This is a genomic window from Amycolatopsis acidicola (assembly GCF_007713735.2).
In the GTDB taxonomy this organism is placed as follows: domain Bacteria; phylum Actinomycetota; class Actinomycetes; order Mycobacteriales; family Pseudonocardiaceae; genus Amycolatopsis_E; species Amycolatopsis_E acidicola.
This window is the reverse complement of the sequence record NZ_VMNW02000030.1, coordinates 1-25,635: the sequence shown is the minus strand read 5'-3', so window position 1 is coordinate 25,635 and position 25,635 is coordinate 1. Positions and strand designations below refer to the sequence as shown.

Genomic DNA, 25,635 nt, shown 5'->3' with positions numbered 1-25,635 from the left:
GCCTTCTCCTACTTCGAAAAGCGGGCCGGGGCGGGCAAGCTCGTCGTCGCTCACTGAGCCACGCGGGGCAGCGCGGCCGTCGCGCGGATGATTTCGTCCAGCACCGTCAGGGTTTCCGGGCGCGGCTCGGAGCGGGTGGTGCGGTGCCGGGCGATCACCTGGCGGGTGCCGAGGCCCGGCACCGACACCGCCTGCACGCCGTCGGGGAGCGCGTCCTGCAGCGCGAGCGAGGGCAGCATCGCGACGCCGAGCCCGCCCGCGACCATCGCGATCGCGACGTCGTAGTCGTTGTAGCTGTGGGCGATCTTCGGCGTGAGCCGGAAAGTGCTCAGCGCCCTGTCGGTGGCGCGATGCGCGGCGGCCTCCGGGTCCACGCCGAGCCACACGAGGCTCTCCAGGTCGTTCAAGGTGGCGGGCACCGGCGCGCCCGCGGGCAGCACGACGAACCAGGGCTCGTCGAGGATCGCGACGTCCCGCGTGCCGCGCGGCGGGTGCTGGCCGATCGGGCTCTCGGCCTCCAGCAGGAGCAGGTCGATGTCGCCGGTGCGCAGCTCGCGCTGGCCGTCCTCCCAGTCCAGCTCGCGGAGGACGACTTCGACGCCGGGCAGCCGTTCTTCGAGCTCGCGGATGAGCGGCGCGAGCAGCGTGCGGATGATGCTCTGGAACGCGCCGATGACGACCGTGCCGGTGACGTCCTCCTGCAACGCGAACAGCGCGCGCCGCGCGTCGGTCAACTCGGACTCGATGCGCTCGGCCGCCTCCGCGAGCACCCGGCCGGCCGGGGTGAGCACCGCTCCGCTGGGCTGGCGGTCGAGGACCGGGGCGCCGACTTCCTTTTCCAGGCGGGCGATCTGCTGCGACACCGCGGACGGCGTCAGGTGCAGGCTGCCCGCCGCCGCGAGGATGCCGCCCGCCCGCTGGATGGCGAGCAGAACGGTGAGCCGGCGGGGGTCGATGGCCATGTAGCCGAGCTTAACCCCGGATCGAAATAACTTCGATTGATCTGTACCCCTGGCGTGGTCACGATGGAGGCATGAACGAGGGGTTGTCCGTGGTGGCGTCGGTGGCCGGGTGGCTCGGCGGCCTGGGCACCGCGGGTGCGTACGTGCTGGCGACCCGGCGCATCATCGCGCCGGGCTCCCTGGTTTTCCAGATCCTCAACGCCGCCGGCGGGGCGCTGCTGGCGCTCAGCGGGGCGGTCAGCGGCGCCTGGCCTTCGGCGACGGTGAACTTCGTGTGGATGGTGATCGGCGTGCAGGCACTGGTCGGCACCCGCTTCGTGTTCCGGCGCCGGTTCCGGGACCCCGCGGCCGAGGCGCCCGATCCCGTCGAGGCGGAAACGGCTCCCACCGAGCAGCAGCGTGAGCCGGTGGCTTCCGTCCACTGAGGACACCCGAGGCGGGATGCCCCATGTTGGTCGCTCCCGTGCGTGTGTTGGCCCCCGGGGTTGGTGTGTTGGTCGTTCCGGGTGGTGTGTTGGCCTCCGGGGATCGAGGTGCTCGCCGCGGGGAGGGGCAGGCCCCGGCTGGGCTTGCCCACCTGCCGCCGGGAGCGGCAAACACGCCCGGGAACAGCAAACACGCGCGCGGGAACGGCCAATTCATGGACGGTAGCGGCCAGCACACGCCGACCGGAGCGGCCAACTCGCCGACGGGATGGGCCAACACACGCACGGGAGCGGCCAAATCGCCGACGGGATGGGCCAACACGCGCCCCGGGGCGGCCGATCCCGCCGACCCGGGTGGCCAACTCGCCGACCGGGGCGGCCAACTCGGCGGCGGAGTACCGCCCGTGCCGCTCAGCGGCACGGGCCGGTGTCCCTTCCGGACCGCGGCGTGGTCCTATGGGGCGTCGATCGGCGAGGAGGGTGGATGACCGAGACTGGCCGGCGCCGGGTGTTCCTGACCGGCGCTTCCGGGAACTGGGGCCGGTTCGTGCTGCGGGAGTTCGCCCGCCGCGCGGACCGCTTCGACGTGGTGGCCCTCGTGCTGCCGACGCCGGGCGACCAGGCCGCGATGGCCGAGTTCTCCGGGATGGACACCCTCGAAGTGGTGACCGGCGACCTCACCGACTACGCCACCGTCGAGCGCTGCGTCCGCGGCTCCGACTTCGTGGTGCACGTCGGCGCGGTCGTCTCCCCCTTCGCCGACGACCATCCCGAGCTCACCCACCGGGTCAACGTCGGCAGCGCCCGCAACATCGTCCGCGCCGTGCGCGCGCAGCCCGACCCGGCCGCGATCGGCGTCGTCGGGATCGGCTCGGTGGCCGAGACCGGCGACCGCAACCCGCCGCACCACTGGGGCCGCGTCGGCGATCCGCTCCGCGTCTCCCGGTTCGACGAGTACGGCCAGAGCAAGATCGTCGCCGAGCGGGAGGTGGTGGACTCGGGGCTGCCGAAATGGGCGTGGCTGCGGCAGACCGGCATCTTCCACCCCGGCGTGCTGGAGATCCGCGACCCGATCATGACCCACACCCCGCTCGGCGGCGTGATGGAATGGGTTTCGGTCGAGGACGCCGCCCGGCTGCTGGTGAACATCTGCGAACCGGGTGTGCCCGGCGAGTTCTGGGGCGGGATCTACAACATCGGCGGCGGCGAGAGCTGGCGTATCACGAACTGGGACCTGCACGCGGGTTTCGCCGCCGCGGTGGGCGTGCGCGACGTGCGCCGCTGGTTCGAGCGGAACTGGTTCGCCACCCGCAATTTCCACGGGCAGTGGTACACCGACTCCGATCTGCTCGAAAAACTGGTGCCCTTCCGGCAGGACACGTTCGAAGGCGCGCTCGCGAGGGCGGTCGAGAACGGGCCCGCGGCGTTGCGGCTGGCCGGGAAGGTCCCGGCCTGGGTGGTCAAGAATCTCGTGCTCAAACGCCTTGCCGCCCGCCCGCGCGGCACGATGCGGTTCCTCCGCGACAACGACGAGGAGAAGATCGCCGCCTACTTCGGTTCCCGCGCGGAATGGGAGGCGATCGGCGACTGGCCGACCTTCGAGGTGCCCGCGCCCGACCGCACCCCGCGCTACCTCGACCACGGCTACGACGAGACGAAAGACCCCGCCGACTGGACACGCGAGGACTACCGGCAGGCGGCCGATTTCCGTGGCGGCACACTGCTGAGCGAGGACGTGGCCCGGGGCGCGATCGGCACGCCGCTGCGGTGGCGCTGCGCGTCCGGGCACGAGTTCGACGGCAGCCCGCGGCTCGTGCTGACGGCCGGGCACTGGTGTCCCGAATGCGTCCGTGATCCCGCTTCGTACCCGGCCCAAGCCGAACGGAACGCCTTCCTCGCGCAGCTCGAAAGCTGACACGCCGAACCGTCTACTGTAGACCGACGTCGGCGACGATCTCCGCCAGCGCGCGCCGTTCCACCGGTCCGTGTCCCGGCACGAGGATGTCCGCCTCCAGTTCGCCGAGCACCGACAGACTCCGCCGCATCTCTGCCTCGTTTTCGTTGAAAACACGGGGAAGCAGCTGCGGGCGCGGCGGGCCTGGCAGCAGCGGATGCGCGGTCACCAGCGCGTCGCCGCTGAACACGATGCCCGCGGAAGCCATGTAGTACACGGTGTGCCCGGTCGTGTGCCCCGGCGTGGCCAGCGGCGTCAGCGCGCCGGGAAGGTCGAGCGGGACGCCGTTCGCGGCCGACGTCGCTTCGGGGACCGACATCGAGGCATGGGGGAGTACCGCGCGCACGGTCTGCATGGTCCAGACCAATCCGCGCCATTGTCCGCACTGCCGCAGCATTTGCGCCGGGCTGATCTGTTCCAGGCGTTCGCGGTGTGCGTGCGCCACTTCCGCTTCGCCGGTGAGGACCGGAACGCGGTGTTCGCGCAGTAATGCCGGGATCCCGCCCAGGTGGTCGAGATGCGCGTGCGTCAGGACCACCGCCTGCACGTCCCCGGGCCGGCGGCCGATCGCCGCGAGGGACTCCAGCAGGGCCCGGCCGTCGTTGGGATACCCGGCATCCACCACCGTGACCGCGTCGCCTTCGGTCACCAGTGCCCAGTTGACGTTCGTCCCGGTGACCAGGTGGACGCCGCCGCCGAGGTGTTCCAGCTGCACGCCGTCGTTGTACGCCGATCACCTGCTCGAGCAAAATTGTTAGACGATCTGAGCATCCAAGGCTTGATAGTGCGAGAGGCGCCGCGTACGGTGGCCGAAAGTGTTAAACACTTTGGCTGCCTGACCGGCTGGCATCACCCACGGCTCGACGCAACAGAGGAGTTGTCCATGGCCAGAACCTTGTCGATCGCGGTGAAGTCCTACCCGCATACGACGTTCCTCGCCGAACCCGGCTTCACCGCCGGCGGGCACGGCGTCGAGCTGGCCGGGCTGAACCCCATCTACCAGGCTTTCGCGCCGATGGTCCGCGAGCAGCGGTTCGACGTCAGTGAGCTGGCCATCGCCACCTACCTGCAGGCCCGCGAAGCAGGCGCCCCGATTTCGCTGCTGCCGCTGGCGCTGAGCGGGGACTTCCACCACCACTCCCTCACCCGCTGGCCGGGCACGCCCGAAATCGCCCCGGCCGACCTGATCGGCAAGCGGGTCGGCGTGCGGGCCTACAGCCAGACCACCGGCCTGTGGGTGCGCGGGATCCTGCACGAGGAGTTCGGGGTGGACGCCAAGGACATCACCTGGGTGACCACCGAAGAACCGCACGTGGCCGAATACGTCGAACCGCCCAACGTCGAACGCACCACGGGTAAGGTGCTCGACCTGCTGGAGCGGGGCGAAGTCACCGCCGCGGTGCTGGGACCGCCCGCTTTGGACGGTGCGCAAGGGCCGCTGGTGCCGATCATTCCGGACTGGCGCGAGGCCGAAGAGGCCTGGGGCGCCCGGCACAACACGGTGCCGATCAACCACATGCTCACCGTCCGGCGCGACCTCCTCGAGGCCGAGCCCGGCACGGTTTCCGAGCTGTACCAGGCATTCGCGAAGCAGATCGAGACGCGCAAGGCGGGTGAAACCGGGTCGCGCGTGCGTGCGCTGCGAGCCGGCGTGACCGACGAGCTCGTCGCCGGGCTGCAGGTCGCGATCGACTATGCCTTGCAGCAGAACGTAATCCGCACACCGGTGACCGTCGCCGAGCTTCTCGCCGACTTCACCCGCTACTGCCCGAGGTGACCATGTTCAGCGTCGACACGCACACCCACATCATTTCGCCCGACACCGAGGCTTATCCGCCGGCGCCGCTGGGCGGGCACCGCTCGACGTGGTCGGAGGAACGGCCCACCGACATCGACGGCCTGCTGCGCGCGGCCGACGAGGCGGACGTCGACCGGATCGTCGTGGTGCAGGCGTCCACGATGTACGGGTTCGACAACAGCTACGTCGCCGACGAGCTCGCCCGCCACCCCGACCGGCTCGTCGGGGTGGGCTCGGTGGACTTCCTGTCCCCGAAGGCCGTCGACGACCTCCACTACTGGATCGACGAGCGCGGCTTCTCCGGCATGCGCATCCGCGCGGCCACCGGCACCACCACCGTCCCGACGCCCGGCCGCGGCCTCGACGACGAGCGCATGGCGCCGGTCTGGCAGTTCCTGTCCGACCGCAAGCTCCCGGTCTGCATCCAGATGCACGCCAAGCACGCGCCCATCCTTTCCGGACTGCTGCGGGAGTACCCCGGGCTCACCGTGATCCTCGACCACCTCGGCCGCCCGCAGCTCGGCGAGGGTGAACCGCTGTACCCGAGCGCGGCCGGATCGCCCAGGCTCAGCGAGACTGGAAGGGTGTTCGTCAAGCTCACGCCCCCGGCGATCCTGCGCGCGCAGCGCGAAGCCGGGTCCGCCACCGGGCTGGTCCGCGCGCTGATCGAGGAGTTCGGCGCGAAGAACGTCGTGTGGGGCTCGAACTTCCCGGCGTCGGAAGGGACGCTGTCCGGGCTGTTCGAGCTCATCCGTGCGCAGCTCCCCGAACTGGACGAAGCCGACGAAGCGCTGATCACGGGCGGCAACGCGGCCCGGCTGTACGGATTGGGGTGACCGCCGTGAAACGCCGCAGCCGTGCTTTCTGCCTGACCGCGCTGGCCGCCGTGGCCGCGCTGGTCACGGCCGCCTGCAGCAGCGCGCCTCCGGTGCCGGACGCGAAGAACCTCGACCAGCTCTACCAGGCCGCGAAGGCCGAGGGCACGGTCATCTGGTACGCGCCGAAGCCGGAGGCGCAGATGCGACCGGCCATCGAAGCGTTCGAGAAGAAGTACCCGGGCATCGAGGTCAAGTACACCAACAAGAAGGCCCCCGACCTCGTCACCCAGCTGAACGTCGAACAGGCCGCGCACAAGGTGAGCTTCGATGTCTCCAACGCCGGCGGGCTCACCGTGCTGCCCTCCCTGGACATGGCCGCCAACGTGAACTGGGCGGACTACAAGGTGCCCGCGAACCAGATCTTCAACGGCAACATGGTCTACATCTGGGCGGTGCCGAAGGTCTGGGCGTACAACACCGCCGCCGTGGCGCCGAACGAGGTCCCGCACAGCTGGAACGACCTGCTCGGCCAGCAGTGGAACGACGGCAAGCTGACCGTCGAGTCCCGCGGCTCCTTCATGACCGTGTGGGCGCAGGACCCGACGCTCAGCACCAAGGCCGGCCTCGACTACGCCTCCCAGCTGGCGAAGCTGTCGCCCCACTACACCGACAACACGACGCAGGCCCACACCAACATCGTCTCCGGGCAGACCCCGGTGGGCACGGACCTGATCAACCTCGTGCTGTCGGACCAGAAGAAGGGCGCTCCGGTCGCCGTCGCGCCGATCAGCCCGACCAACGCCAACAAGGCCTACCTGTTCGTGCCCAACGGGTCACCGCACCCGGCGGCCGGCAGGCTGCTCACCGCATTCCTCGCGTCCGCGGAGGGGCAGAAAGCCTTGGCCCCCAGCTACAACTCGATCATCCCGAACGACACGGACTGCTCGAGCGCGGCCACGAACAAAGTGGTCGCCGCCCTGTGCAAGGCCGGCGTGAAGTGGTTCGGCGAGACCGACATCCAGCAGTACCAGCAGTTCTCCGATTACTTCCCCCAGGTCGAAAAGGCCCTGGGCACCGACGTCAACTGACGGACCGGATCCGCCTGCGCCGCGGCGGATCCGGACCGCGCAAGCTTGGAGACTTCAGCGATGCAGTCCGGAACCCAGCTCGTCACCGACGCATCCCCTCGGACCAGTCAACCCGCCCGGCAGCCCGCCCCGGCACCCCGGCGGCGCCGGGGCAAGGGCCTGCTGACCACCGTCAACGTCCTGATCGGCGTCCTACTCGCCTATCTCGTGGTGTTCCCGCTGGGCATCCTGATCTACAGCAGTTTCAAGGACAGCGAGCTGAAGCTGCCGTTCCAGGTCCCCGGGTTCACGATCGACAACTTCATCAAGATCTTCGAATCGCACCGGCTGGCCGAGGTCGCGCTGAACTCGCTGATCTTCGTGGTCGGCACGGTGGCGGTGGCGCTGCTGATCAGCGTCAGCATGGCCTACCTGTTCGAACGCACCGACATCCCCGGCAAACGGTTCCTCGCGCCGAGCGTGCTGGCGCCGATGGCCGTGCCCGCCACGGTTCTCGCGGTGGCGTGGGTGCTGGCGGCCAACCCGGCGAACGGGCCGATCGCGATCGCGATCGAAAAGGTCTTCGGCGTTTCGGTCGACATCTACTCGCTGCCGGGGATGTTCCTGGTCGCCGGGATCTTCGGCGTGCCGAGCATGTACATCATGCTCTCGCCCACCTTCGCCCGGCTCAACCAGGAGTTCGAGGAGGCGGCGGCCACCTCGGGCGCCGGGTGGTTCACCCGTACCCGCAAGGTGGTCCTGCCCCTGACCGTCCCCGCGATCACCGCTTCCGCGATGATGCTGGTGGTCATCGCGCTGGAGGAGTTCGCGATCCCGGCCATTCTCGGGACACCGAACCAGATCTTCGTCTTCTCCAGCCTCGTGCAGAACGCGCTGCAGCCGCCGTCGGGTGAGGCGAACTACGGGCAGGCCAGTGCCTACGGCGTCCTGCTCGTGGTGCTGTCGCTGGTGATGATCGCCGTGTACCGGCGCCAGACCCGCGAATCGCACCGGTTCAAGGTGGTCAGCGGCAAGGGCTACCGGCCGACCCCGGTGAAGCTCGGGAAGTGGCGCTTCCCGGTCGCGACCGTGGTCAGCCTGTACGTGCTCGTGGCGATCATCGTGCCCATCCTGACGCTGATCTGGACGAGCCTGACGCCGTTCCTGCAGCCGATCAGCCTGAAGAACGCCGGCCAGCTCAGCTTCGCCAACTACAAGACCATCTTCACCGACCCGAGCCTGACCCACGCGCTGCTGAACACCCTGGTGATCAGCGTCGTCACGGCGACGTTGACCGCGGCGTTCGGGTTCTGGCTGGCGCTGGCCTCCAGCCGCGGTGGCCGCGTCGGGCGGACCTTGTTCGACATGTCGTTCCTGGTCTTCGCGATCCCCAGTGTGGTGCTCGGGGTGGCGGTGCTGTTCCTGTACCTGTTCATCCCGATCCCGGTGTACGGCACGGTGTGGATCATCGTCATCGCGCTCACCACCCGCTACATCCCGCGCGGTTCGCGGATGATCCAGACCGCGCTGCTCCAGCTCGACGGCGGGCTCGAAGAGGTCGGCCGCGTCTCGGGCGCCTCCAGCGGCACCGTGCTGCGGCGGGTGGTGTTCCCGCTCGCGTTCCCGTCGATCTCCCGCACCTGGCTGTGGGTCTTCGCGAACGCGCTGGGGGAGCTGCCCATCGCGCTGCTGCTGTCCAATTCGGACAACCGCACGGTCGTGGTCCTGTTGTGGGACATGATCGGCGAGAGCGCGAACTACCCGGAGGCGAGCGCGCTCGCCGTGCTCCTGCTCGCCCTGTCCGCCGTCTCCGTCTGGTGGGTCAACCGCCGTGGCTACCAACAACACGTGTGAGGTGTCGTGAACATGCAGAACTCCGTCGAGATTTCGCGACTCGAGAAGCGGTTCACCCGCCGCGACAGCAACGAGGTCCATCGCGCGATCGACAACGTCAGCTTTTCGGTGTCGAGCAACAGTTTCTTCACGCTGCTGGGTCCCAGTGGCTGCGGGAAGACGACCACCCTGCGGTGTCTCGCCGGGCTGGAGAGCGCCGATTCCGGTGAGATTTCGATGAACGGCAAGTCGGTGTTCTCCGCCGACGCGCGCCGCGACATCTCGCCCGAGGACCGGCCGATCGCGATGGTGCCGCAGTCCTACGGGATCTGGCCGCACATGAAGGTGTTCGACAACGCGGCTTTCCCGCTGCGGTACGGCCGCAAGCGCAGCTCCCGCGCGGAGCAGAAGAAGCGGGTGGGCGCCATGCTCGAGCAGGTGGGGCTGGCCGACTACGCCGACCGGTGGTCCACGCAGCTCAGTGGTGGCCAGCAGCAGCGCCTGGCGCTGGCCAGGGCCCTGCTGTGCGAGCCGGAGGTGCTGCTGCTGGACGAGCCACTGTCCAATTTGGACGCCAAACTGCGTTCGCAGCTGCGGGGCGAACTGCGGGCGTTCCAGCAGAAGTTCGGGGTCACCACGATCTACGTGACGCACGACCAGGGCGAGGCGCTGGCGTTGTCGGACACGATCGTCGTGATGAACCGCGGCCGCATCGAGCAGATCGGCTCGCCGTCGGAGATCTACGACTCGCCGGTCTCCCGGTTCGTGGCCGATTTCGTGGGCAGCGCGAACCTCGTGCCCGGGGTGGTCGACGAGCGCGCCGGTGGTGGTGCGGTGGACGCCAAGACGTCCATCGGGCTGCTGCGGTGCGAGCGGTACGCGACCCCGCCCGCGCCGCCGTCCGCCGGGCAGGAGCTGCACGTGTGCATCCGGCCCGAGCACGTCCGCGTGATCTCCTCGGCGTCGGAGGGCGAGGGCCCGAACCGGTTCCCGGCGAAGGTCAAGTCGACCGAGTACCTGGGCGACCGGCAGGAATTGGTGGTCACGGTGGGGGACGTCGTCCTCCGCGCCCATGGCGACGCCCATCTCGACGCCCGCCCCGGCGACGACGTCGGCGTGGTCCTCGACCCCGCGTGGACGGTCGCCCTCTGGTCCTGAGTGTGCTCAGACGCTGTCGCGTGGTGGCCGTTCCGTCCCGGGGCGGCCACCACGTCGTGGTTCTAGCCGTCGCTGGGCGTGGTGAACTTCAACTGGAGCGCGCGCCGGACGGCGGACAGGTGGTGCCGCATCGTCGAGGCCGCGGCCTCCGGGTTGTGCGTGACGATCGCGGAGAGGATCGCCTTGTGCTCCTCGATCACGACGGCCCGCGGGCGGCTGCGCTGCATGTCGCGGTACTGCCGCAGGACGAGCGGGTAGAGCAGGCTGTCGACGAACCGGGTGAGCGTGGCCTGCCGCGCGGCCGCCCGCACCTGCTCGTGGAACTCGCGGTTGAGCCGCGAGTACTCCTCGGGCGTGACCGATTTCCGCTGGGACCACAGGCGTTTGCACGTGGCCTCCAGCGCGGCGATGTCCTCGTCCGTGGCGCATTCCGCGGCCCGCGCCGCCAGTGCCGCTTCGAGCACCTCGCGGGTCTCCAGGATCTCGATCGCCTCGTCCTCGCAGAACGAGCGCGTGCGGGCGCTGCGGTTGGCCTCCGCGGTGACGTAGCCTTCCTGCGCCAGGCGCGCCAGCACCGAGCGCACCGTCCCGCGCGAGACCTGCAGGCGCGTGGTGAGCTCCGACTCGGTGAGGCGTGAATCCGGGGCGTAGTGCCCGGAAAGGATCAGCCCGCGCAGGTCGTAGTACGCCTGCGACGTCCGGTTCGCCCCGGAGTCCGGGCCCGTCTCGCTGCCCGTGGCTACGGCCATGACGGGATCCCTCCCGCGATGTTGTCGGACAACATCGACTCGTGGCGGGTCGGGCGCCCGACCCGGATGCGGCTCGTAGGACTCAAAACGTCGCCTTCGTGGTTGGCTCCGGTCAGTACTGAGGTCCACTATTGTCGCACGATCCGCCCCCAGGGCGCTCCGGAAGGGCCCCTCCTGCTCACAGGATCACACTGTCACCCGGGTAGGCGTCGATCCCCGCGTCCGGCCACGTCCCGGACCTGGGGCGCGCCACTGTCCACTGTGGCCTGACCCGGGCCCCGGAGAGCCGCGCCCCGGGGCCCGGGCCTCAGGTCAGCCGCCGATCTCCTGCTTGATCCAGTCGGTCTGGATGTCGACGCGGGACGTGGTCTCGTCGCCGGTGTGCGGGCAGCCTGGCCCGGTGCTTTCCACCGACACCAGCGTGTTCCCGGAGAAGTACGGCGCGCCCGAGTCATAGGTGCAGGCGCTCATGTCCGGGTGCGGCCAGCTGCCGTGCACCAGCACCGTGGTGTCGGTGGTGCTGCTGACGTCGACCTTCCCGTAGCGCAGCTGCGTGGACGGCACGGGGTGGGTCTCGTTCGTCGCGCCCCAGCCCGCGAGCGTCAGCTGGTCGCCCTTCTTCGGCGGCTTCGTCGCGAGCTGCAGCGTCTTCACCCCGGTGACCGGCTTGGAGAGCTTCGCCAGCGCGATGTCGTTCACCGAGGACTGGCGGACGTCGACGACGTCGACCGTGACGGCCTTGGGGCTGCTCAGATCGGACGCCCCGATCGTCGCCGTGGTCTTGTACTGAGGCGGGCCGCTGACCGGGTTCTTGTCCACGTCGTGGAAACAGTGCCCCGCGGTGACGATCCACTCCGGACTGATCAGGCTCGCCGAGCAAGCGCTGTCGTAGGTCGAGCCATCGGGTTTCGGGATGTCCGTCGCCGTGATCTTGACCGCGTAAGGGAACTGCGCGGGGCCCGCGTCCGCTCCGTCCGCCACGGCGCTCGCCGGGCCGCTGCCGGTCGAGAGCATCGTGGCGGCGCCCGCGGCGCCGGCGATCACGGCCGTGACCATTCCGGCCAACGTGACTTTACGCATGAAAGCCTTGTTCTCCTCCCAGTTCGCCGAGTTGAGACACCGAGGGTAGTGGGTCGCCACCCGGTCGTGTGACGTGACGGTGAAAAACGATCTTGACCTGCGAGTGGGCAGGGAGTCACGATCCGGTCAGGGACGTTCACTGTTCCGCCCTCACCAACCGGTCCAGCCACGGAAGCCGCCCCCGGTTCGGCACCGAGCGCAGCGGATGGCCGGCGAGGCCCCACCGGCCCAGCAGCGCGTTCGCCGCCGTCCAGCCGGTCGTCGCCGCGCGTTCCATGAGCGCGACGGGCAGGTCGACACGCACGCCGTCGCCCGCCAGCACCACACCGGGATCGGGCGTGGTGATCGTCGGGCGGCGCGCGAACCCGCCGACGGAGAACAGCGGGCAATCCTGGCGTACCAACGTGATCTCGCCGATCGTCCGCGCCACGGCCGTCTCCGGGTAGATCTCGTGCAGCTGCCGGTCGAGCTGTTTCGTGACGCGCTCAGTGTCCTCCGTGGACGCATAGGCGTGCAGTTCGACCACCGAGCCGTTCGTGCGGCGGGCCCACCGGCGCGCTTCGCCCTCGTAGCGGTCCAGGACGCTGATGTTGTCCAGCGGCGGCAACCCGCCGGTGCCGAGGAACGGCGCCCGCGTCGCGTCGACGGGCCTGTCGAGCCACAGCCTTCGCACCACGAGTGGCGGCGCCGCGCGCAGGCCCGCGATGTTCTCGCGCCAGGCCGCCGTGCCCAGTTTCTGTGACGCCGCAACGACTTTCCGCAACCCGGGAATCTCGCAGGCCAGTACGACGGCGTCGAAGGACTCCTCGCCGGGCTCGACGCGGAACCGGCCTGCGTGCGGCGTGACCGCGTCGACCGGCGTGTTCGTGCGGATGTCCACGCGCCGCGCGGCGAGGTAGTCGGCCAGGGGATCCCACAGCGCCTGCGGAAACGGCTCGGTCGGGACGTCGAAGACCAGGCCCTCGGCCGAACCCAGGAAATACAGGTGGAACATGGTCGCCAGTTCGGCCGCCGAGAGTTCGCGTGGGTCGGCGAAGAAGCTGCGCGAGAACACCTCGAACGCCAGATGCCTTGCCGCGGGCGGGAAATTGATGTCCGTCAGGAACGAGGACGCGTCGACGTCGTCGAGCTGCCGGTAGATCCTCGGTACGCTGACCGTGGCGAGCGGCAGCGCGCGCGGGCCCTTGATCCGCAGCAGGCCGCCGAGGGTGAAAGTGGGGCTGCGCAAGGCGAAAGCCAGCGCGTTGACCAACGGCGTCTTCGGCAGATCGGCGAAGGTGTCGACGCGGCCATGCGCGTCGATCAGCGGGTAGTCGTGCAACGCGGTGAGCCTGTCGAGGCCCGGGTCGGTGCGGGCCAGCAGCGCGCGGAGGTTGTAGTACTGGCGGAAGAAGGCGTGGAAACCGCGGCTCATCGTGACGGCCGTGCCATCGGGCAGCCGCTCGGCCCAGCCACCGGCGCGGCCGCCGAGATAGCTCTCCCGCTCGAACACCGTCACTTCGACTCCGCGCTCGGCCAGCCCCGTCGCGGCGGTCAGCCCGGCGATACCGCCGCCGATCACGGCCACCCGCGGCCGCTCACCGAGGAGGCCCGCGTCGGGCAGCCCACCGGGCGCGGGGTGGGTGTCGATCCTGCGATCACGGCTCACGAAGCTTCTCCCGGTACAGTGTGGACCTTCTCGAGCGCTCAGCCTCTGTCCTCTGTGGACCCGAGCAGCCGGCGAAGGTCCGGCAGGACGGCGCCGAGGTCCTTCCCGGTCTGGAAGACCACAATGCTGCTCTCGCCGGTTTCCGGGGCCGCGGTGAACAGGTCGAGGACGCCTGCCATGGCGGCGTCGAACTCGTCCTCCGGTTTCCGCGTAAGGCCGCGGAGCCAGCGCCGCAGGACGTGGTTGTGCGCGGTGACGACGGCCGCCGCCATGAGCTCGGCGCGCAGCGCGGTGTCCTGGCCGCCGCCGAGCCAGTTGTGCAGGAACTCGCGGAAGAGTCGTTGGTACTGCTGGGTTCCGGCGATCTCGCGGTCGCGCAGGGCGGGCACGCTGCGGGTCAGCCGGTAGCGGGCACGGGCCTGGTCGCCTTCCGCGAGGTAGTGCCGGAGGACGAGCCGGGCGGCTTCGGTGACGGCGACGAGCGCGGTCTGCTGCGTCGAGCCCTGCAGCCGGGTGTCGATGGCGCGGAGCAGCACGTCGTGGTCGGGGAAGATCACGTCGTCCTTGGAGCGGAAGGTCCGGAAGAACGTGGTGCGCCCGACGCCCGCGCGTTCGGTGATGTCGTCGACGGTCGTGGCGTCGTAACCGCGTTCCTCGAACAGCGCGAACGCGGCGTCGATCAGCCTGTCCTTGGCCGGTTTCGCTGGCATCGGTCTCCTTCCGCGCGCGCTCAGCCTAAAGGTGTGGCACCGCTCATACCGCGTGCTCGTCCCTTCAGCTACTCGCCGGTACTGAGTACCGTAAAAATGGTATCGAGTTCCAAGGAAGGGTGCTGGTCGTGGAACGAGTCGGGGTTGTCGGATGCGGTCAGATGGGCGCCGGGATCGCGGAGGTGTGCGCGCGGGCCGGGCTGGACGTGATCGTGGTCGAGGCGGGCGAGGCGGCACTCGGAGCCGGCCGTAAGCGGCTCGAGGCGTCGCTGGCGCGGGCGGAGAAGAAGGGCAAGATCGACTCGGCGGCGGACGTGCTCGCGCGGATCCGGCTGACCGAAAGCCTGGACGAGCTGGCCGACCGCACGCTGGTGGTCGAGGCGATCGTGGAGAACGAGCAGGTCAAGGCGGAGCTGTTCGCGCAGCTGGACAAGATCGTGACCGCGCCGGACGCGATCCTCGCCTCGAACACCTCGTCGATCCCGATCATGAAACTGGGCACCGCGACCGGCAGGCCGGCGCAGGTGCTGGGCATCCACTTCTTCAACCCGGTCCCGGTGCTGCCGCTGGTCGAGCTGGTACCGAGCCTGCTGACCGCGGACGCGACGGTCGAGCGGGCGCGCTCGTTCGCGCAGGACGTACTCGGCAAGCACGCGATCCTGTGCCAGGACCGCGCCGGGTTCGTGGTCAACGCGCTGCTGATCCCGTTCATCCTCGCGGCGGTGCGGATGCTGGAGTCGGGCTTCGCCAGCCGGGAGGACATCGACGAGGGGCTCGTGCGCGGCGCGGCCCATCCTCAGGGGCCGCTCGCGCTGGCCGACCTGATCGGGCTGGACACCACGAAAGCCGTCGCCGAGTCGCTGTACGAGGAGTTCAAGGAGCCGCTGTACGCGCCGCCGCCGCTGCTGGCGCGGATGGTCGACGCCGGCCTGCTGGGCCGCAAGAGCGGCCGCGGTTTCTACACCTACTCCTGAAAGGGCTTTCTCCCATGGCATTCGACCTGTTCAGCATCTCCGAGGACCACGAAGCGATCCGGGAGGCCGCTCGCACCCTGGCCGACGAGCGGATCGCCCCGTACGCGGCCGAGGTGGACGAGCGGGAGGAGTTCCCGAAGGCCGCCTACGACGCGCTCGTCGCCTCGGATTTCCACGCCCCGCACGTGCCGGAGTCCTACGGCGGTGCCGGTGCCGACGCGCTGGCCACGTGCATCATCATCGAGGAGGTCGCCCGGGTGTGCGCGTCCTCGTCGCTGATCCCGGCGGTGAACAAGCTCGGCAGCCTGCCCCTGCTCCTCGCCGCGAACGACGAGGTGAAGCGGAAGTACCTGCCGCCGCTGGCTTCCGGCGAGGCCGGCTTCTCCTACGCCCTCTCCGAACGCGATGCCGGTTCCGACACGGCGTCGATGCGGTGCCGCGCCACCGCGGACGGCGACGGGTGGGTGCTCAACGGGCAGAAGTCGTGGATCAGCAACGCCGGGTTTTCGGAGTACTACACCGTTCTCGCCGTGACCGACCCGGACGGGCCGCGCGGGAAGAACGTGAGCGCGTTCGTGGTGGAGAAGTCGGACGAGGGTTTTTCCTTCGGTGCCAAGGAGAAGAAGCTCGGCATCAAGGGCTCGCCGACGCGGGAGCTGCTGTTCGACAACACGCGCATCCCCGGTGACCGGATGGTCGGGAAGCCGGGGGAGGGGCTCAAGATCGCGCTGCGGACGCTGGATCACACGCGGGTCACGATCGCCGCGCAGGCCGTCGGGATCGCGCAGGGCGCCCTCGACCACGCGCTCGCGTATGTCAAGGAGCGCAAGCAGTTCGGCAAGCACATCGCCGATTTCCAGGGCATCCAGTTCATGCTTGCCGACATGGCGATGGCCGTGGAATCGGCGCGTCAGCTGGTCTACGTGGCGGCCGCGAAGTCCGAGCGCCATGACGAGGACCTGTCGTTCTTCGGCGCGGCCGCGAAGTGCCAGGCGTCCGACACGGCCATGCGCGTCACCACCGACGCGGTGCAGTTGCTCGGCGGGTACGGCTACACCCGTGACTTTCCGCTGGAGCGCATGATGCGCGACGCCAAGATCACCCAGATCTACGAGGGCACGAACCAGATCCAGCGCGTCGTGATGGCGCGGCATCTGCTGCGCTGACGCGGGAACGAAAGAAGGCCAGTGGCGGGGCCGCTGGCCTTCTTTCGTGCTGTGTGGTGCGCGATACTGGGATTGAACCAGTGACCTCTACCGTGTCAAGGTAGCGCTCTCCCGCTGAGCTAATCGCGCGAGGTGGAGACGGGATTCGAACCCGTGTACACGGCTTTGCAGGCCGTTGCCTCGCCTCTCGGCCACTCCACCGCGTGACAGGCCCGAGAAGGCCTCCCCGAGCGGACGACGGGATTCGAACCCGCGACCCTCACCTTGGCAAGGTGATGCGCTACCAGCTGCGCTACGTCCGCGTTACCTTCCGACTCCGTGGTGTTCGCCCCGTCGTCGTGGTGTGGCAAAACCATATCGGACCGCGGAAGGCGCGGTCACAGGGGGGTGCCGTTTCCGGTCGCGGCGCGTCATCAGCCCAGATCATGGGGGATGAGATGGGTCAGCGCGTCGTCCACGTCGACCCACAGGTGCTCGTTGCCGGGCAGCACGACGTCGTAGGTGCGGTCGAGGAAGTCGGCCAGTTCCTGGGCCGAGGCCTCGAACATGGCGTGGCCCGAGGGTGAGTTCAGCTCGATCAGCACGGACTCGGGGTCCTCGACCGAGGGGCGGATCCGGACGTCGCCGTCGCCCGCCTCCGCGAGGAGCCCGTCGGCGAGGAGGTCGCGGGCGTAGACCCACTCGACCCAGCCGGCCCGCCCCGTGCGGAAAGCCGCGACGACCGCGTAGGGGTCGCGCGTGTCGTAGCGGAGCTCCACCTTCACCGGCACCGCCGGAGTGCGGGGCGCCAGCAGGTCGAACACCGCCGTCGAGCGGAGCGTCACGTGATCGTTACGCATCGTCTTACCTTTCGTCTCCCTCCACGGCCCGCTCGGCCGGGTTCTGCTGGTGTGACGCGCGAGTGGGCCCATTCGCTCACCGTCCGGCCCGGAATCACCCGTTTGAGCTCTCCCGGACCATCATCACCCCGGCCGCAGCGGCCTCGATGTCCGACCCCGTGATCGTCCACCTCGTACATACTGGCCGGTTTGGTCGCCAAACGACAGCGCCCCGTCGGCGATGTCGCAGGTGAGTTGCCTCGCCCGCGGGCGCGAAGGACACCGGTCACCTCCCGGTTGTTCGCTCCGTGCCTGTTCGAACGCGCACCGTGCGCCCCAAAGACCACCCGTTTGTCAGAGCCGAAAACGCGTCCGCTAGAGTTCTCCTCACACCGCACGGGGGCGATTAGCTCAGCGGGAGAGCGCTTCGTTCACACCGAAGAGGTCACTGGTTCGATCCCAGTATCGCCCACCCCGATGGCCCTACGTCTGGATAACCAGCGTAGGGCCGTTTTTATGCCGTCGTTCGGGCCGCCGTACCCGATCGTGCGCGGGGGTCGCTGGGGGCAGATCCCAGTTCCAGCTCCCGAAAAGCTCCAGCACGGCGATCATGGCGCGTGTGACGTGTCTGTAGGTGTCAGCCGTGTCACGACGTTCGTGTCCGAGCCGCTGCGGTGAAAGCGGCCGTGGTCTTCGATGAGCCAGGTTTTGTTGCGTGTGACGTAGGTCATGGAAGCGCATGCCGGGGTGGATGGGTGCCCAGCCGAGGGCTTCGTCGCCCACGAGGGCGGGAACCCAGGAACGTTGCCGGAAGTTCGAGCGCCGGTGCAGCCTGCCGTCGCGCCCGGCGAACACAAATTTTGTTCCGGGATTCCGGTCGTGATGGTCTGATAAGAGTCCATTGAGGAATGGCGGCAGGTCCACCGTGCGGACACTGGCCGGTGTCTTCGGTGTCCCCAGCGTCAGCCGGCCCCGGACCTCGTGCAGGGCACCGAAGTCGGGGTCGATTTCGATGCGCGGGTCGTTATCGAGGTGGGTGCGGATCCATTGCAGCCCGGCGAGTTCTCCCCACCGGAGTCCGGTGTAGGCGGCGGTGATCGCCATCAGCGCGTCGTCCAGCACGTCCTTGATGCTGTTGTCCGCCAGCTTGGTGCGCAGTGTCTTGTTGACCCAGCCCTTCACCTGGATCCGTTCGACCACGCCGAGTTCGGTGCCGCTCCATCGGGGCAGGATGTGGGAGTCGTAAGTGGACCAGGTCACGTCGGAGACGTGGTGGGCGTCTGTCCATTTGCGAATCCACTCGTCGATACTGGTGCGTGCCAGCTTTGGGTTGACCAGAGGCCGCGGCGCATGTCGGACTCGACGTCCGCGGCCCGGTCTGGCGAAACCCTTCTCTCGTCGGGGATGTTCGCCCGGTTTTCGGGCATGGGGGTATCCACGCTCGAGTACCGGAAGAGGGCCAGCCAACTGTGTTCACCCACGACGCGCCCTTCGCCCACGCCCCACCGCGCGCACCGGCGTCGGCGATCTGCTGAACGTCCTTGGGGGAGAAGCGAAGATGCTTGCCCAGGAACGTGCACGGCACCTCCCGCCGACCGGCGCGCCGCCGCAGCCAGGACTCCCGCACCTGCAACAGATCGGCGGCCTGCGCCGGGGTCAGCAACACACGCCCCAGAGCCCGCTGACGCCGCCGAATGCGCGTCAATATCGTCACTGCCGGGCTGTATGTCGAAATTGCCGTTGCCCTGCGGTGCCGGGGAGAGAAGAGATGGCCGTTGTCCTGTTTGGTTTTTCGGCCGGGGTTGCCCGTGGCCGCTGCTGCGGTTCGGTGCAGCTTCAGCGGGGCAGGATTCGGATTGCCGTCCGGCCGCCTCAATTCCAACGACATGCCGCAGTAGGTAGGGCTGGATCGGCGATGAACTCTGACACCCTGCAACGCGCAGCGGACATCCGACAGGCGACACAAGCCACTCAGGTTCCACCCGATCAACTGGGGCCCGATCTGCTTGCGTGCCGGGCGAGTCGCTCAACCACCTGTTCGCCCTGGCGCAGTCGACCGGGCAGGTTCACCACGCGCCGAGCGACGCACCCCTCAAGATCAAATCGGTGGCAGAAACCTGCTGTCACTGACCGAGTGCGCCCCGACGCCGGAGAGAACACGTCGGAGCGTCTACAAGCTACTGTCCTGAATCAACAGGTCTCAGCCATTGTGGTTCTTGTGAGAGTCCGGGGGCGGCTCTAGCAGGATGCACAACGGCGAAACGGTGTCCCATCTGCGAATATCGGCTGGTGCTGCGTCGGCGCGAATGCTGGTCATCGAGAAGCGCGTCCCGTACCTGGTTCCGCAGCTGAGAACGCCAATTGAGCAAGGCGGACTACGTCTACGCCTCGCTGCTCGACGATCCGCGCAACGCCCGCATCTCCGGCGGCACCCCGCTGCGGGCCACCGAGATCGCCAAGCGGCTCGGGGTGTCCATCACGCCGGTGCGCGAAGCCCTGCGGCGCCTGGAGAACGACCGCCTGATCCGCTACGAGCAGAACCACGGCGCGACCGTGATCGACCTGTCGGCCGACGCGCTCGTCGAGTACTACAACCTGCGGGCGGTCGTGGAAGGGCTGGGTGCCCGGCTCGCGGCTTCCCGTGTCACGGCGGAGGAACTGGACCGCCTGCGGGCGATCCACGAGCGGATGGTGGCCGACGAGAAGGCGGGCCGCTACGAGACGCTGGGCGAGCAGAGCCGGGACTTCCACCTGGCCATCACCGACATCGGCGGCGCGGCGTTCCTGGGCGCCCACGCACGGGCGGTGCGCAACAGTTTCCCGGTGCGGCAGGGCCGTCTTTCCTGGTGCTCACCTTGAACAGCGTGACGACGCGTCAGTAGTAATATGCCGTTCAGTTAGTAGATCTTCATTTTCTCTCTGTTCAGGAATGCGATTTTCGTGTCGCTGCGCCAGTTTTGTGCCCACCCCACGGGGTAGCTCGATCGGGCAAGAACGCATCCTGCCCGCCCCGAGACGCCGGGGGGTGGCGCGTGGGTTGTGAACTCGCCAATCGCCTGAGTCAGGAGGAAAACGGAGATGAAGGCAGGGGCACGCGTCGCACTCGCGGTGGGCGCGGGATACGCGCTGGGACGCACCAAGAAAATGCGGCTGGCGTTGATGATCGCGGCGGCCGGGGCGACCGGGAAGGCGAATCTCTCACCCGGGAAACTGCTCCAGAGCGGACTGAGCCAGCTCGGTTCGTCGCCGGAGCTGAGCCGGATCACCGATCTCGCCCGTGACGAGCTGATGGGCGCGGCGAAGGCGGCGGCGGTGACCGCGGCGAGCAGCCGGATCGAATCGCTGAGTGACCGGTTGCAGGAGGGCGGGCCGTTGCGCACCAAGAAGCGCGACGCCGAGCAGGACAGCGATGAAGGCGAGGACGCCGAGGAGTACGCGGAAGAGGAGCAGCCCGCCGAGGCCGAGCCCGAGGAGGAAGAGGAAGAACCTCCACGCCGCCGCAAGCCCGCCCGCGGGGGTGGCCGCCGTCGCGCGGCCGCCGAGTCCGAGGAGGAATCCGAGGAGTCCGAAGAGCCCGAGGAGCCCGAGGAGGAGTCCCCGCCACCCCGCGCCCGCCGTTCCCGTTCCTCGTCCGGACGCACGCCGGTCCGGCGCGCGCGGAGGTGAGCGGTGATGGCCACCAGGGCAGCAGGCAAGGTCGCCGGCAAGGCCAAGGACACCGTCGGCGACACCGCGTCGAAGGCCACCGGGACCGTCGCGAAGGTGGCGCCCGGGGGTGACCTGACCGCCGCGCTGCGCAAGCTCGGCACCGCGGTCGCCGGGCGCGCGACCACCTCGCTCACCAAGAAGATCACCGCGACCTCGGGCCGTCTCACCGACTACGCCGAGGGCGGCGGTGGTGGTCTGCTGGAGGCCGTCACCGGCGGTAAGCCCAGCGTCAAGGGCAAGGCCGCGCTGGGTGCGGTCAAGGGCGGCCTGACCGGCGTGCTGGACAAGGTGAAGGACGCGGTCGGCGGTGGGGGCGGCGGCGGTGGTGGTGACAAGATCAAGGTCACCAACATCGTCGAGCACATCGACATCGGCGCGCCGCCGGACCTCGTGTACGACGCGTGGACCCGCTTCACCGAGTTCCCGCGCTTCATGAAGAAGGTCGAGTACGTCGACCAGGTCAGCGACGAGAAGCTGACGTGGAAGGCGCAGATCTTCTGGTCGCACCGCAGCTGGGAGGCGACGATCGTGGACCAGGTGCCCGGCGAGCACATCGTGTGGCGCTCGGAGGGCGCCAAGGGGCACGTCGACGGCGCCGTGACGTTCCACGAGCTCGCGCCGAACCTGACCCGCGTCGTCCTCGTGCTGGAGTACCACCCGCAGGGGCTGTTCGAGCGCACCGGCAACCTCTGGCGCGCCCAGGGGCGCCGCGTGCGGCTCGAGCTCAAGCACTTCGGCCGCTACGTGATGACCGAGGTGCTCCTGCACCCCGACGAGATCGAGGGCTGGCGCGGCGAGATCCACGACGGCGAGGTCGCCGAAGCCGGCGACGAGGAGCCGGAAGAGGAAGAAGCCGAGGAAGAGCCGGAAGAGGAAGAACCCGAAGAAGAACGCCCACAACGCCGGGGACGGTCCCGGGCGAGCGCGGGCAGAGCGCGAGGGAGCAGCCGATGACCACAGCGGTGCAACCGGCGGGGGGCGGCGGCGGTCTCGACCGTCCGTCGTCGAGCAGCCTGGCCGACGTGATCGACACGATCCTCGACAAGGGACTCGTCATCGACGCCTACGTGCGCGTCTCGCTGGTCGGGATCGAGCTGCTGACCATCGACGCCCGCGTGGTGGTGGCCAGTGTGGACACCTACCTGCGGTTCGCCGAGGCCGTCAACCGGCTCGACATCTCCGGCACCGAGCAGAAGGGCCTGCCCGACCTCGTGGAGGGCGTCGCCAGCGGCGGGTCGAAGGCCAAGACGAAGGGAGCGCTCGAAGCCGCGGGCGACAAGCTCAAGGACCTGTTCGGCGAGGACGAGGAACACGACCGGGCCGGCCGGAGGAGGAACTGACATGGCGGAGCAGGACACGGCTGTCTACGTCTACGGGATCCTGCCCGCCGACGTGGAGACCGACCCGGAGGCTCGCGGCATCGGCGATCCGCCCGCGCGGGTCGAGGCGGTGCGGCACGAGAAGATCGCCGCGCTGGTCAGCCACATCGGCACCGCCGACGCGATCGGCAAGCCCGAGGACCTGACCGCGCACGCGGCGCTCCTCGACGCCGCGGCGGCGGAGGTTCCCGTGCTGCCGCTGCGGTTCGGCGCCGTCGTCACCGACGAGGACGCCGTCGTCGACGAGCTGCTCGCGCCTTACCACGACGACTTCGAGGCCGCGCTCGCCGGGCTGGAGGGCAAGGCGCAGTACGTGCTCAAGGCGCGCTACGTCGAGGACGCGATCTTGCGGGAGGTCCTGGAGAGCGACGCGGAGATGGTGCAGCTGCGCGACGCGATCCAGGGCAAGCCCGAGGAGGCCACACGCAACGAACGGATCGCCCTCGGCGAGCGCATCGGGCAGGCCATCGCGGCCCTGCGCGAGGAGGACACCCGGCGGGCGGTCGAGGCGCTGGAACCGCTCGACGTGCGGATCAACCCGCGCGAGCCGACGCACGACGAGGACGCGGTGCACCTGGCGTGCCTGGCCGAAACGGCGAAACAGGCCGACCTCGAAGCCGCGGCGGAGCGCCTCGCGCGCGAGTGGGAGGGGCGGGCGCAGGTGCGCCTGCTCGGCCCGCTCGCGGCCTACGACTTCGTCGTCACCCGCCAGCCGGAGGAGTAGTGCATGGGCCTGTTCACCGGGATCCTCACCCTGCCGTTCGCCCCGCTGCGAGGCGTGATCAGCCTCGCCGAGCTGATCAAGGGGCGCGTGGACGAGGAACTGTCCGATCCGGCCGCGATCCGGCGTGAGCTGGAGCGGGCCGAGCGGGCCCGTGAGGCGGGGGAGATCACCGCGGAGGAGGAGGCCGAGATCCAGCAGCGGGTCATGCAGCGGCTGGGAGCGAACGAGAAGGAGAGGTGAGGCACCATGGCCGACGAGGACGAACGGGCGATGTCGGCGTCCGACGCCGCGTCACGGGCCCTCGCGCACGTCGCCGACCTCATCACGAGTGAACCGGTGGCGGTCACCTCGGTCGAACCGGTCGAGGACGGCTGGCTGGTCGAGGTCGAGGTGCTGGAGGACCGGCGGATCCCGTCGTCGGCGGACATGCTGGCGCTGTACGAGCTGGAACTGGACTTCGGCGGCGACCTGCTCGCCTACCGCCGCACGAAGCGGTACGCGCGCGGCAGAGCCGATACCGGCAGCGGGGTGAGCTGACATGGCGCAGCAGCAACCCGCCACGACGTCCGGCAACCAGGTGTCGGCGCTGGGCGGCGGCAACCACCAGCCCGCCAATCTCGGCGACATCCTGGAACGCGTGCTGGACAAGGGTGTCGTCATCGCCGGCGACATCCGGGTCAACCTCCTCGACATCGAGCTGCTCACCATCAAGCTGCGGCTCGTGGTCGCGTCGCTGGAGACCGCGAAGGCGGTCGGGATCGACTGGTGGGAAAGCGATCCGTGGCTGTCCGGCGGCACCTCCCGGCTGGAGCAGGAGAACCGCGAGCTGAAGGCGCGGGTGGCCGAGCTGGAGGGCGGACGGCGGGAGATCGAGGACGGCCACCATGGGTGAAGAAACCGGGATCTGGCTCTACGCGGTGACGCGCGCACTGGATCCCGCCGTGTTCGCTCAGCTGCCCGGCGTGGCGGGTGAGCGGGTGCGCACCCTCGGCGCGCACGGACTGGCCGCCGTCGTCGGGGACGTGCCGATGGACTCGTTCGGTGAGGAACCGTTGCACCGCAACCTGGAAGACCTGGACTGGCTGTCCACTGTGGCCCGGGCGCACGACGCGGTGATCGGCGCGGTGGTCGAGCGGGGGCCCGCGGTGCCGATCCGCCTCGCCACGGTCTACCGCGACGACGACCGGGTGCGCGAGGTGCTGGACCTGCGCGGGGCGGAGTTCGAGCGCACCCTGGAGTTCGTCGCCGGCCGCGCGGAATGGGGTGTGAAAGCCTACCTCGAGGAACCGGAGCCCGGGGACTCCGGCGCGGCTCCGTCCCGGCGGGGGGCCGGGACGGCCTACCTGGCGCGGCGACGCGCCGAGCAGGCGTCGCGGACGCGGGCCGAGGAGCTGGCGCACGAGCAGGTCCTGTCCGTCCACACCAGACTCACCGGGCTCGCCGCCGGCGCGCGCACCCATCCGCCGCAGAGCCGGGCGCTGGCCGGGCACGGCGGGCGGATGCTGCTCAACGCCGCCTACCTGGTGGAGGATTCGGCTGCGCGAGGCTTCGCCGAGGCGGTGGCCCGGTGCGACGACGAGAACGCGGCGATCCGCCTGCAGCTCACCGGCCCGTGGCCACCGTATTCGTTCGCGTCGCTGGAGAAGGCATGACCGAACCGGTTCCCGCGCGCGTGGCCGACCAGCCGGTAGCACTGGTCGACCTGCTCGACCGCGTCCTCGCCGGCGGGGTCGTGGTCAGCGGTGAAGTGACCCTGTCGATCGCCGATGTCGACCTGGTGCACATCTCGTTGCGCACCCTGTTGTCGTCGGTCAGCGCGTTGCGGCCGTCCGATGAGTGACACCGGTAAGCGGCGGTTCGACGTCGATCCCGAAGCCACCGAGCGCAGCCTGGTGACGCTGGTGCTGACGGTCGTGGAACTGCTGCGGCAGCTCATGGAGAAGCAGGCGCTGCGCCGGGTGGACGACGGCGACCTGTCCGACGAGCAGATCGAGGCCATCGGCCTGACGCTGATGCACCTGGAGGACCGCATGGGGGAACTGTGCGACCACTTCGGTGTCACGCCGGAGGACCTGAACATCGATCTCGGGCCGCTGGGTCCGTTGCTGCCGGACCGGTAGCACAACACCAAAAAAGGGAGTCGCGAGGTCCATAACCGGTATCATCAGCGCACTCGTCGTCGGACTGGTCATCGGGGTGCTCGGCCGCCTGCTGGCGCCGGGCAAGCAGAACATCCCGATGTGGCTGACCATCGTCGTCGGGATCGTCGCGGCCTTCGTGGGCACGGCGATCGCCCGCGGCGCGGGTTACGTCGACACCCAGCTCGTCCTCGCCATGCTCGGTGTTTCGGCGGCCGCCGCGTTGTTCGGCAAGAGGCGCAAGCTGATGCATTGATCCCGGTGGCCCTTGTCCGGGTCCGGGTTGACCTTGACCACCAGCCCGCGCCGGAGGTTGCCTGTCGCTTCCGCCGTCAGTTCGTCGAACTCGTTCTCGGTCATCGCGTCGAGCTGGTTCTTCAGCAGGTGCGAGTCCGAGGGTGCCGATGGGAAGTGCGTCCACCTGGGACAGATGGTGCGGTTCGAGCTCGTAGCGGCCGGTGCCTGGTCCGCGGTTGATGCGGCGGTGGGCGAGGGAGTCGTGTTCGGCGAGGGCTGGGGTTCGGGC

At 69.3% G+C, this 25,635-nt stretch carries 29 protein-coding genes, 4 tRNA genes and 1 pseudogene; 22 read left to right on the top strand and 12 right to left on the bottom strand.

Features of this window, described 5'->3' with window-relative positions; translation table 11 throughout:
* Positions 1-50: 50 nt before the first annotated feature.
* Positions 51-962, bottom strand: a complete 912-nt coding sequence (locus FPZ12_RS20655; protein WP_144747535.1) for a LysR family transcriptional regulator — start codon at positions 960-962, stop codon at positions 51-53.
* Positions 963-1,033: 71 nt separating this feature from the next.
* On the opposite strand from FPZ12_RS20655, the gene FPZ12_RS20650 reads away from it, so the two are divergent.
* Both FPZ12_RS20650 and FPZ12_RS20645 read left to right on the top strand, forming a co-directional pair.
* Entirely contained in the window at positions 1,034-1,387 is a 354-nt protein-coding gene (locus tag FPZ12_RS20650) for a CBU_0592 family membrane protein (protein ID WP_144747534.1), read from the top strand.
* A gap of 484 nt (positions 1,388-1,871) precedes the next feature.
* A complete protein-coding gene (locus FPZ12_RS20645; RefSeq protein WP_144747533.1) occupies positions 1,872-3,302 on the top strand; it encodes an NAD-dependent epimerase/dehydratase family protein in 1,431 nt (476 codons plus the stop codon).
* A 13-nt stretch (positions 3,303-3,315) separates the two neighbouring features.
* On the opposite strand, the gene FPZ12_RS20640 is transcribed toward FPZ12_RS20645, so the two are convergent.
* A complete protein-coding gene (locus FPZ12_RS20640; RefSeq protein ID WP_144747532.1) occupies positions 3,316-4,056 on the bottom strand; it encodes an MBL fold metallo-hydrolase in 741 nt (246 codons plus the stop codon).
* Between the two features lie 168 nt (positions 4,057-4,224).
* Here FPZ12_RS20640 and FPZ12_RS20635 point away from each other — a divergent pair, with 168 nt between their 5' ends.
* From FPZ12_RS20635 to FPZ12_RS20615, 5 genes are read left to right on the top strand one after another with little or no spacing between them, the layout of a single operon-like run.
* The gene (locus tag FPZ12_RS20635; protein ID WP_144747531.1) at positions 4,225-5,118 is read left to right on the top strand and encodes a substrate-binding domain-containing protein; all 894 of its coding nucleotides are present in this window, start codon (positions 4,225-4,227) and stop codon (positions 5,116-5,118) included.
* Between the two features lie 2 nt (positions 5,119-5,120).
* On the top strand, positions 5,121-5,975 hold the full coding sequence (locus FPZ12_RS20630) for an amidohydrolase family protein (protein WP_144747530.1): 855 nt from the start codon (positions 5,121-5,123) through the stop codon (positions 5,973-5,975).
* Positions 5,976-5,980: 5 nt separating this feature from the next.
* Entirely contained in the window at positions 5,981-7,045 is a 1,065-nt protein-coding gene (locus FPZ12_RS20625) for an ABC transporter substrate-binding protein (RefSeq protein ID WP_144747529.1), read from the top strand.
* A 60-nt stretch (positions 7,046-7,105) separates the two neighbouring features.
* Positions 7,106-8,878: an ABC transporter permease gene (locus FPZ12_RS20620; RefSeq protein WP_144747528.1), complete on the top strand. Its 1,773-nt coding sequence runs from the start codon at positions 7,106-7,108 to the stop codon at positions 8,876-8,878.
* Positions 8,879-8,890: 12 nt separating this feature from the next.
* Positions 8,891-10,015 (top strand): ABC transporter ATP-binding protein, encoded by a 1,125-nt coding sequence (locus FPZ12_RS20615; protein WP_144747527.1) that lies wholly within the window; start codon positions 8,891-8,893, stop codon positions 10,013-10,015.
* 62 nt (positions 10,016-10,077) lie between these two features.
* On the opposite strand, the gene FPZ12_RS20610 is transcribed toward FPZ12_RS20615, so the two are convergent.
* From FPZ12_RS20610 to FPZ12_RS20595, 4 genes are all read right to left on the bottom strand, one after another.
* Entirely contained in the window at positions 10,078-10,764 is a 687-nt protein-coding gene (locus tag FPZ12_RS20610) for a GntR family transcriptional regulator (protein ID WP_144747526.1), read from the bottom strand.
* A gap of 312 nt (positions 10,765-11,076) precedes the next feature.
* Positions 11,077-11,844 carry a S1 family peptidase gene (locus FPZ12_RS20605; RefSeq protein WP_144747525.1) on the bottom strand — a complete coding sequence of 256 codons (768 nt, stop codon included), beginning with the start codon at positions 11,842-11,844 and terminating at the stop codon, positions 11,077-11,079.
* Positions 11,845-11,980: 136 nt separating this feature from the next.
* Entirely contained in the window at positions 11,981-13,492 is a 1,512-nt protein-coding gene (locus FPZ12_RS20600; protein WP_144747524.1) for a hydroxysqualene dehydroxylase, read from the bottom strand.
* Between the two features lie 38 nt (positions 13,493-13,530).
* A complete protein-coding gene (locus FPZ12_RS20595) occupies positions 13,531-14,202 on the bottom strand; it encodes a TetR/AcrR family transcriptional regulator (protein WP_144747523.1) in 672 nt (223 codons plus the stop codon).
* A 128-nt stretch (positions 14,203-14,330) separates the two neighbouring features.
* Between FPZ12_RS20595 and FPZ12_RS20590 the strand changes: the two genes are divergently transcribed.
* Together FPZ12_RS20590 and FPZ12_RS20585 are read left to right on the top strand one after the other, a co-directional pair.
* Positions 14,331-15,176: a 3-hydroxybutyryl-CoA dehydrogenase gene (locus tag FPZ12_RS20590; RefSeq protein WP_144747522.1), complete on the top strand. Its 846-nt coding sequence runs from the start codon at positions 14,331-14,333 to the stop codon at positions 15,174-15,176.
* 14 nt (positions 15,177-15,190) lie between these two features.
* Entirely contained in the window at positions 15,191-16,342 is a 1,152-nt protein-coding gene (locus FPZ12_RS20585) for an acyl-CoA dehydrogenase family protein (RefSeq protein ID WP_144747521.1), read from the top strand.
* Positions 16,343-16,396: 54 nt separating this feature from the next.
* Here the strand turns inward: FPZ12_RS20585 and FPZ12_RS20580 are convergent.
* The 4 genes from FPZ12_RS20580 to FPZ12_RS20565 all read right to left on the bottom strand — a co-directional run bounded on the left by FPZ12_RS20580 (position 16,397) and on the right by FPZ12_RS20565 (position 17,181).
* Positions 16,397-16,471 (bottom strand) — tRNA-Val (locus tag FPZ12_RS20580).
* A gap of 1 nt (position 16,472) precedes the next feature.
* A tRNA-Cys gene (locus FPZ12_RS20575) sits at positions 16,473-16,543 on the bottom strand.
* A gap of 28 nt (positions 16,544-16,571) precedes the next feature.
* A tRNA-Gly gene (locus FPZ12_RS20570) sits at positions 16,572-16,644 on the bottom strand.
* A 111-nt stretch (positions 16,645-16,755) separates the two neighbouring features.
* On the bottom strand, positions 16,756-17,181 hold the full coding sequence (locus FPZ12_RS20565; RefSeq protein ID WP_144747520.1) for an SsgA family sporulation/cell division regulator: 426 nt from the start codon (positions 17,179-17,181) through the stop codon (positions 16,756-16,758).
* A gap of 379 nt (positions 17,182-17,560) precedes the next feature.
* Here FPZ12_RS20565 and FPZ12_RS20560 point away from each other — a divergent pair.
* A tRNA-Val gene (locus tag FPZ12_RS20560) sits at positions 17,561-17,632 on the top strand.
* 11 nt (positions 17,633-17,643) lie between these two features.
* Here the strand turns inward: FPZ12_RS20560 and FPZ12_RS20555 are convergent.
* Both FPZ12_RS20555 and FPZ12_RS47015 read right to left on the bottom strand, forming a co-directional pair.
* Positions 17,644-18,420 (bottom strand): site-specific integrase, encoded by a 777-nt coding sequence (locus tag FPZ12_RS20555; protein WP_166462843.1) that lies wholly within the window; start codon positions 18,418-18,420, stop codon positions 17,644-17,646.
* A 280-nt stretch (positions 18,421-18,700) separates the two neighbouring features.
* Positions 18,701-19,048 (bottom strand): annotated as a pseudogene (locus FPZ12_RS47015) (hypothetical protein); the annotation flags it as partial.
* Positions 19,049-19,521: 473 nt separating this feature from the next.
* Between FPZ12_RS47015 and FPZ12_RS20545 the strand changes: the two are divergent.
* From FPZ12_RS20545 to FPZ12_RS20490, 12 genes are all read left to right on the top strand, one after another.
* On the top strand, positions 19,522-20,019 hold the full coding sequence (locus tag FPZ12_RS20545) for a GntR family transcriptional regulator (RefSeq protein WP_144747518.1): 498 nt from the start codon (positions 19,522-19,524) through the stop codon (positions 20,017-20,019).
* Between the two features lie 219 nt (positions 20,020-20,238).
* Positions 20,239-20,826, top strand: a complete 588-nt coding sequence (locus FPZ12_RS20540; protein ID WP_144747517.1) for a hypothetical protein — start codon at positions 20,239-20,241, stop codon at positions 20,824-20,826.
* 6 nt (positions 20,827-20,832) lie between these two features.
* Complete coding sequence (locus tag FPZ12_RS20535) at positions 20,833-21,822, top strand: SRPBCC family protein (RefSeq protein WP_150980424.1); 990 nt, start codon at positions 20,833-20,835, stop codon at positions 21,820-21,822.
* On the top strand, positions 21,819-22,208 hold the full coding sequence (gvpJ, locus tag FPZ12_RS20530; protein WP_144762457.1) for a gas vesicle protein GvpJ: 390 nt from the start codon (positions 21,819-21,821) through the stop codon (positions 22,206-22,208). Before FPZ12_RS20535 ends, gvpJ begins: the two co-directional genes overlap by 4 nt.
* 1 nt (position 22,209) lies before the next feature.
* On the top strand, positions 22,210-22,971 hold the full coding sequence (locus FPZ12_RS20525) for a GvpL/GvpF family gas vesicle protein (RefSeq protein ID WP_144762453.1): 762 nt from the start codon (positions 22,210-22,212) through the stop codon (positions 22,969-22,971).
* Between the two features lie 3 nt (positions 22,972-22,974).
* The gene (locus FPZ12_RS20520) at positions 22,975-23,211 is read left to right on the top strand and encodes a gas vesicle protein GvpG (RefSeq protein WP_144762450.1); all 237 of its coding nucleotides are present in this window, start codon (positions 22,975-22,977) and stop codon (positions 23,209-23,211) included.
* Positions 23,212-23,217: 6 nt separating this feature from the next.
* Positions 23,218-23,508 carry a gas vesicle protein GvpO gene (locus FPZ12_RS20515; protein ID WP_144762446.1) on the top strand — a complete coding sequence of 97 codons (291 nt, stop codon included), beginning with the start codon at positions 23,218-23,220 and terminating at the stop codon, positions 23,506-23,508.
* 1 nt (position 23,509) lies between these two features.
* Positions 23,510-23,863, top strand: a complete 354-nt coding sequence (locus tag FPZ12_RS20510) for a gas vesicle protein (RefSeq protein ID WP_144762443.1) — start codon at positions 23,510-23,512, stop codon at positions 23,861-23,863.
* The gene (locus FPZ12_RS20505; protein ID WP_144762440.1) at positions 23,856-24,623 is read left to right on the top strand and encodes a GvpL/GvpF family gas vesicle protein; all 768 of its coding nucleotides are present in this window, start codon (positions 23,856-23,858) and stop codon (positions 24,621-24,623) included. Before FPZ12_RS20510 ends, FPZ12_RS20505 begins: the two co-directional genes overlap by 8 nt.
* Complete coding sequence (locus FPZ12_RS20500; protein ID WP_144762437.1) at positions 24,620-24,811, top strand: gas vesicle protein; 192 nt, start codon at positions 24,620-24,622, stop codon at positions 24,809-24,811. Before FPZ12_RS20505 ends, FPZ12_RS20500 begins: the two co-directional genes overlap by 4 nt.
* Positions 24,804-25,091 carry a gas vesicle protein K gene (locus FPZ12_RS20495; RefSeq protein ID WP_144762434.1) on the top strand — a complete coding sequence of 96 codons (288 nt, stop codon included), beginning with the start codon at positions 24,804-24,806 and terminating at the stop codon, positions 25,089-25,091. The genes FPZ12_RS20500 and FPZ12_RS20495 overlap by 8 nt, the downstream gene beginning before the upstream one ends.
* Positions 25,092-25,167: 76 nt before the next feature.
* Positions 25,168-25,365, top strand: coding sequence for a GlsB/YeaQ/YmgE family stress response membrane protein (locus FPZ12_RS20490; protein WP_144762431.1), 198 nt, complete (start codon positions 25,168-25,170; stop codon positions 25,363-25,365).
* Positions 25,366-25,635 lie beyond the last annotated feature (270 nt).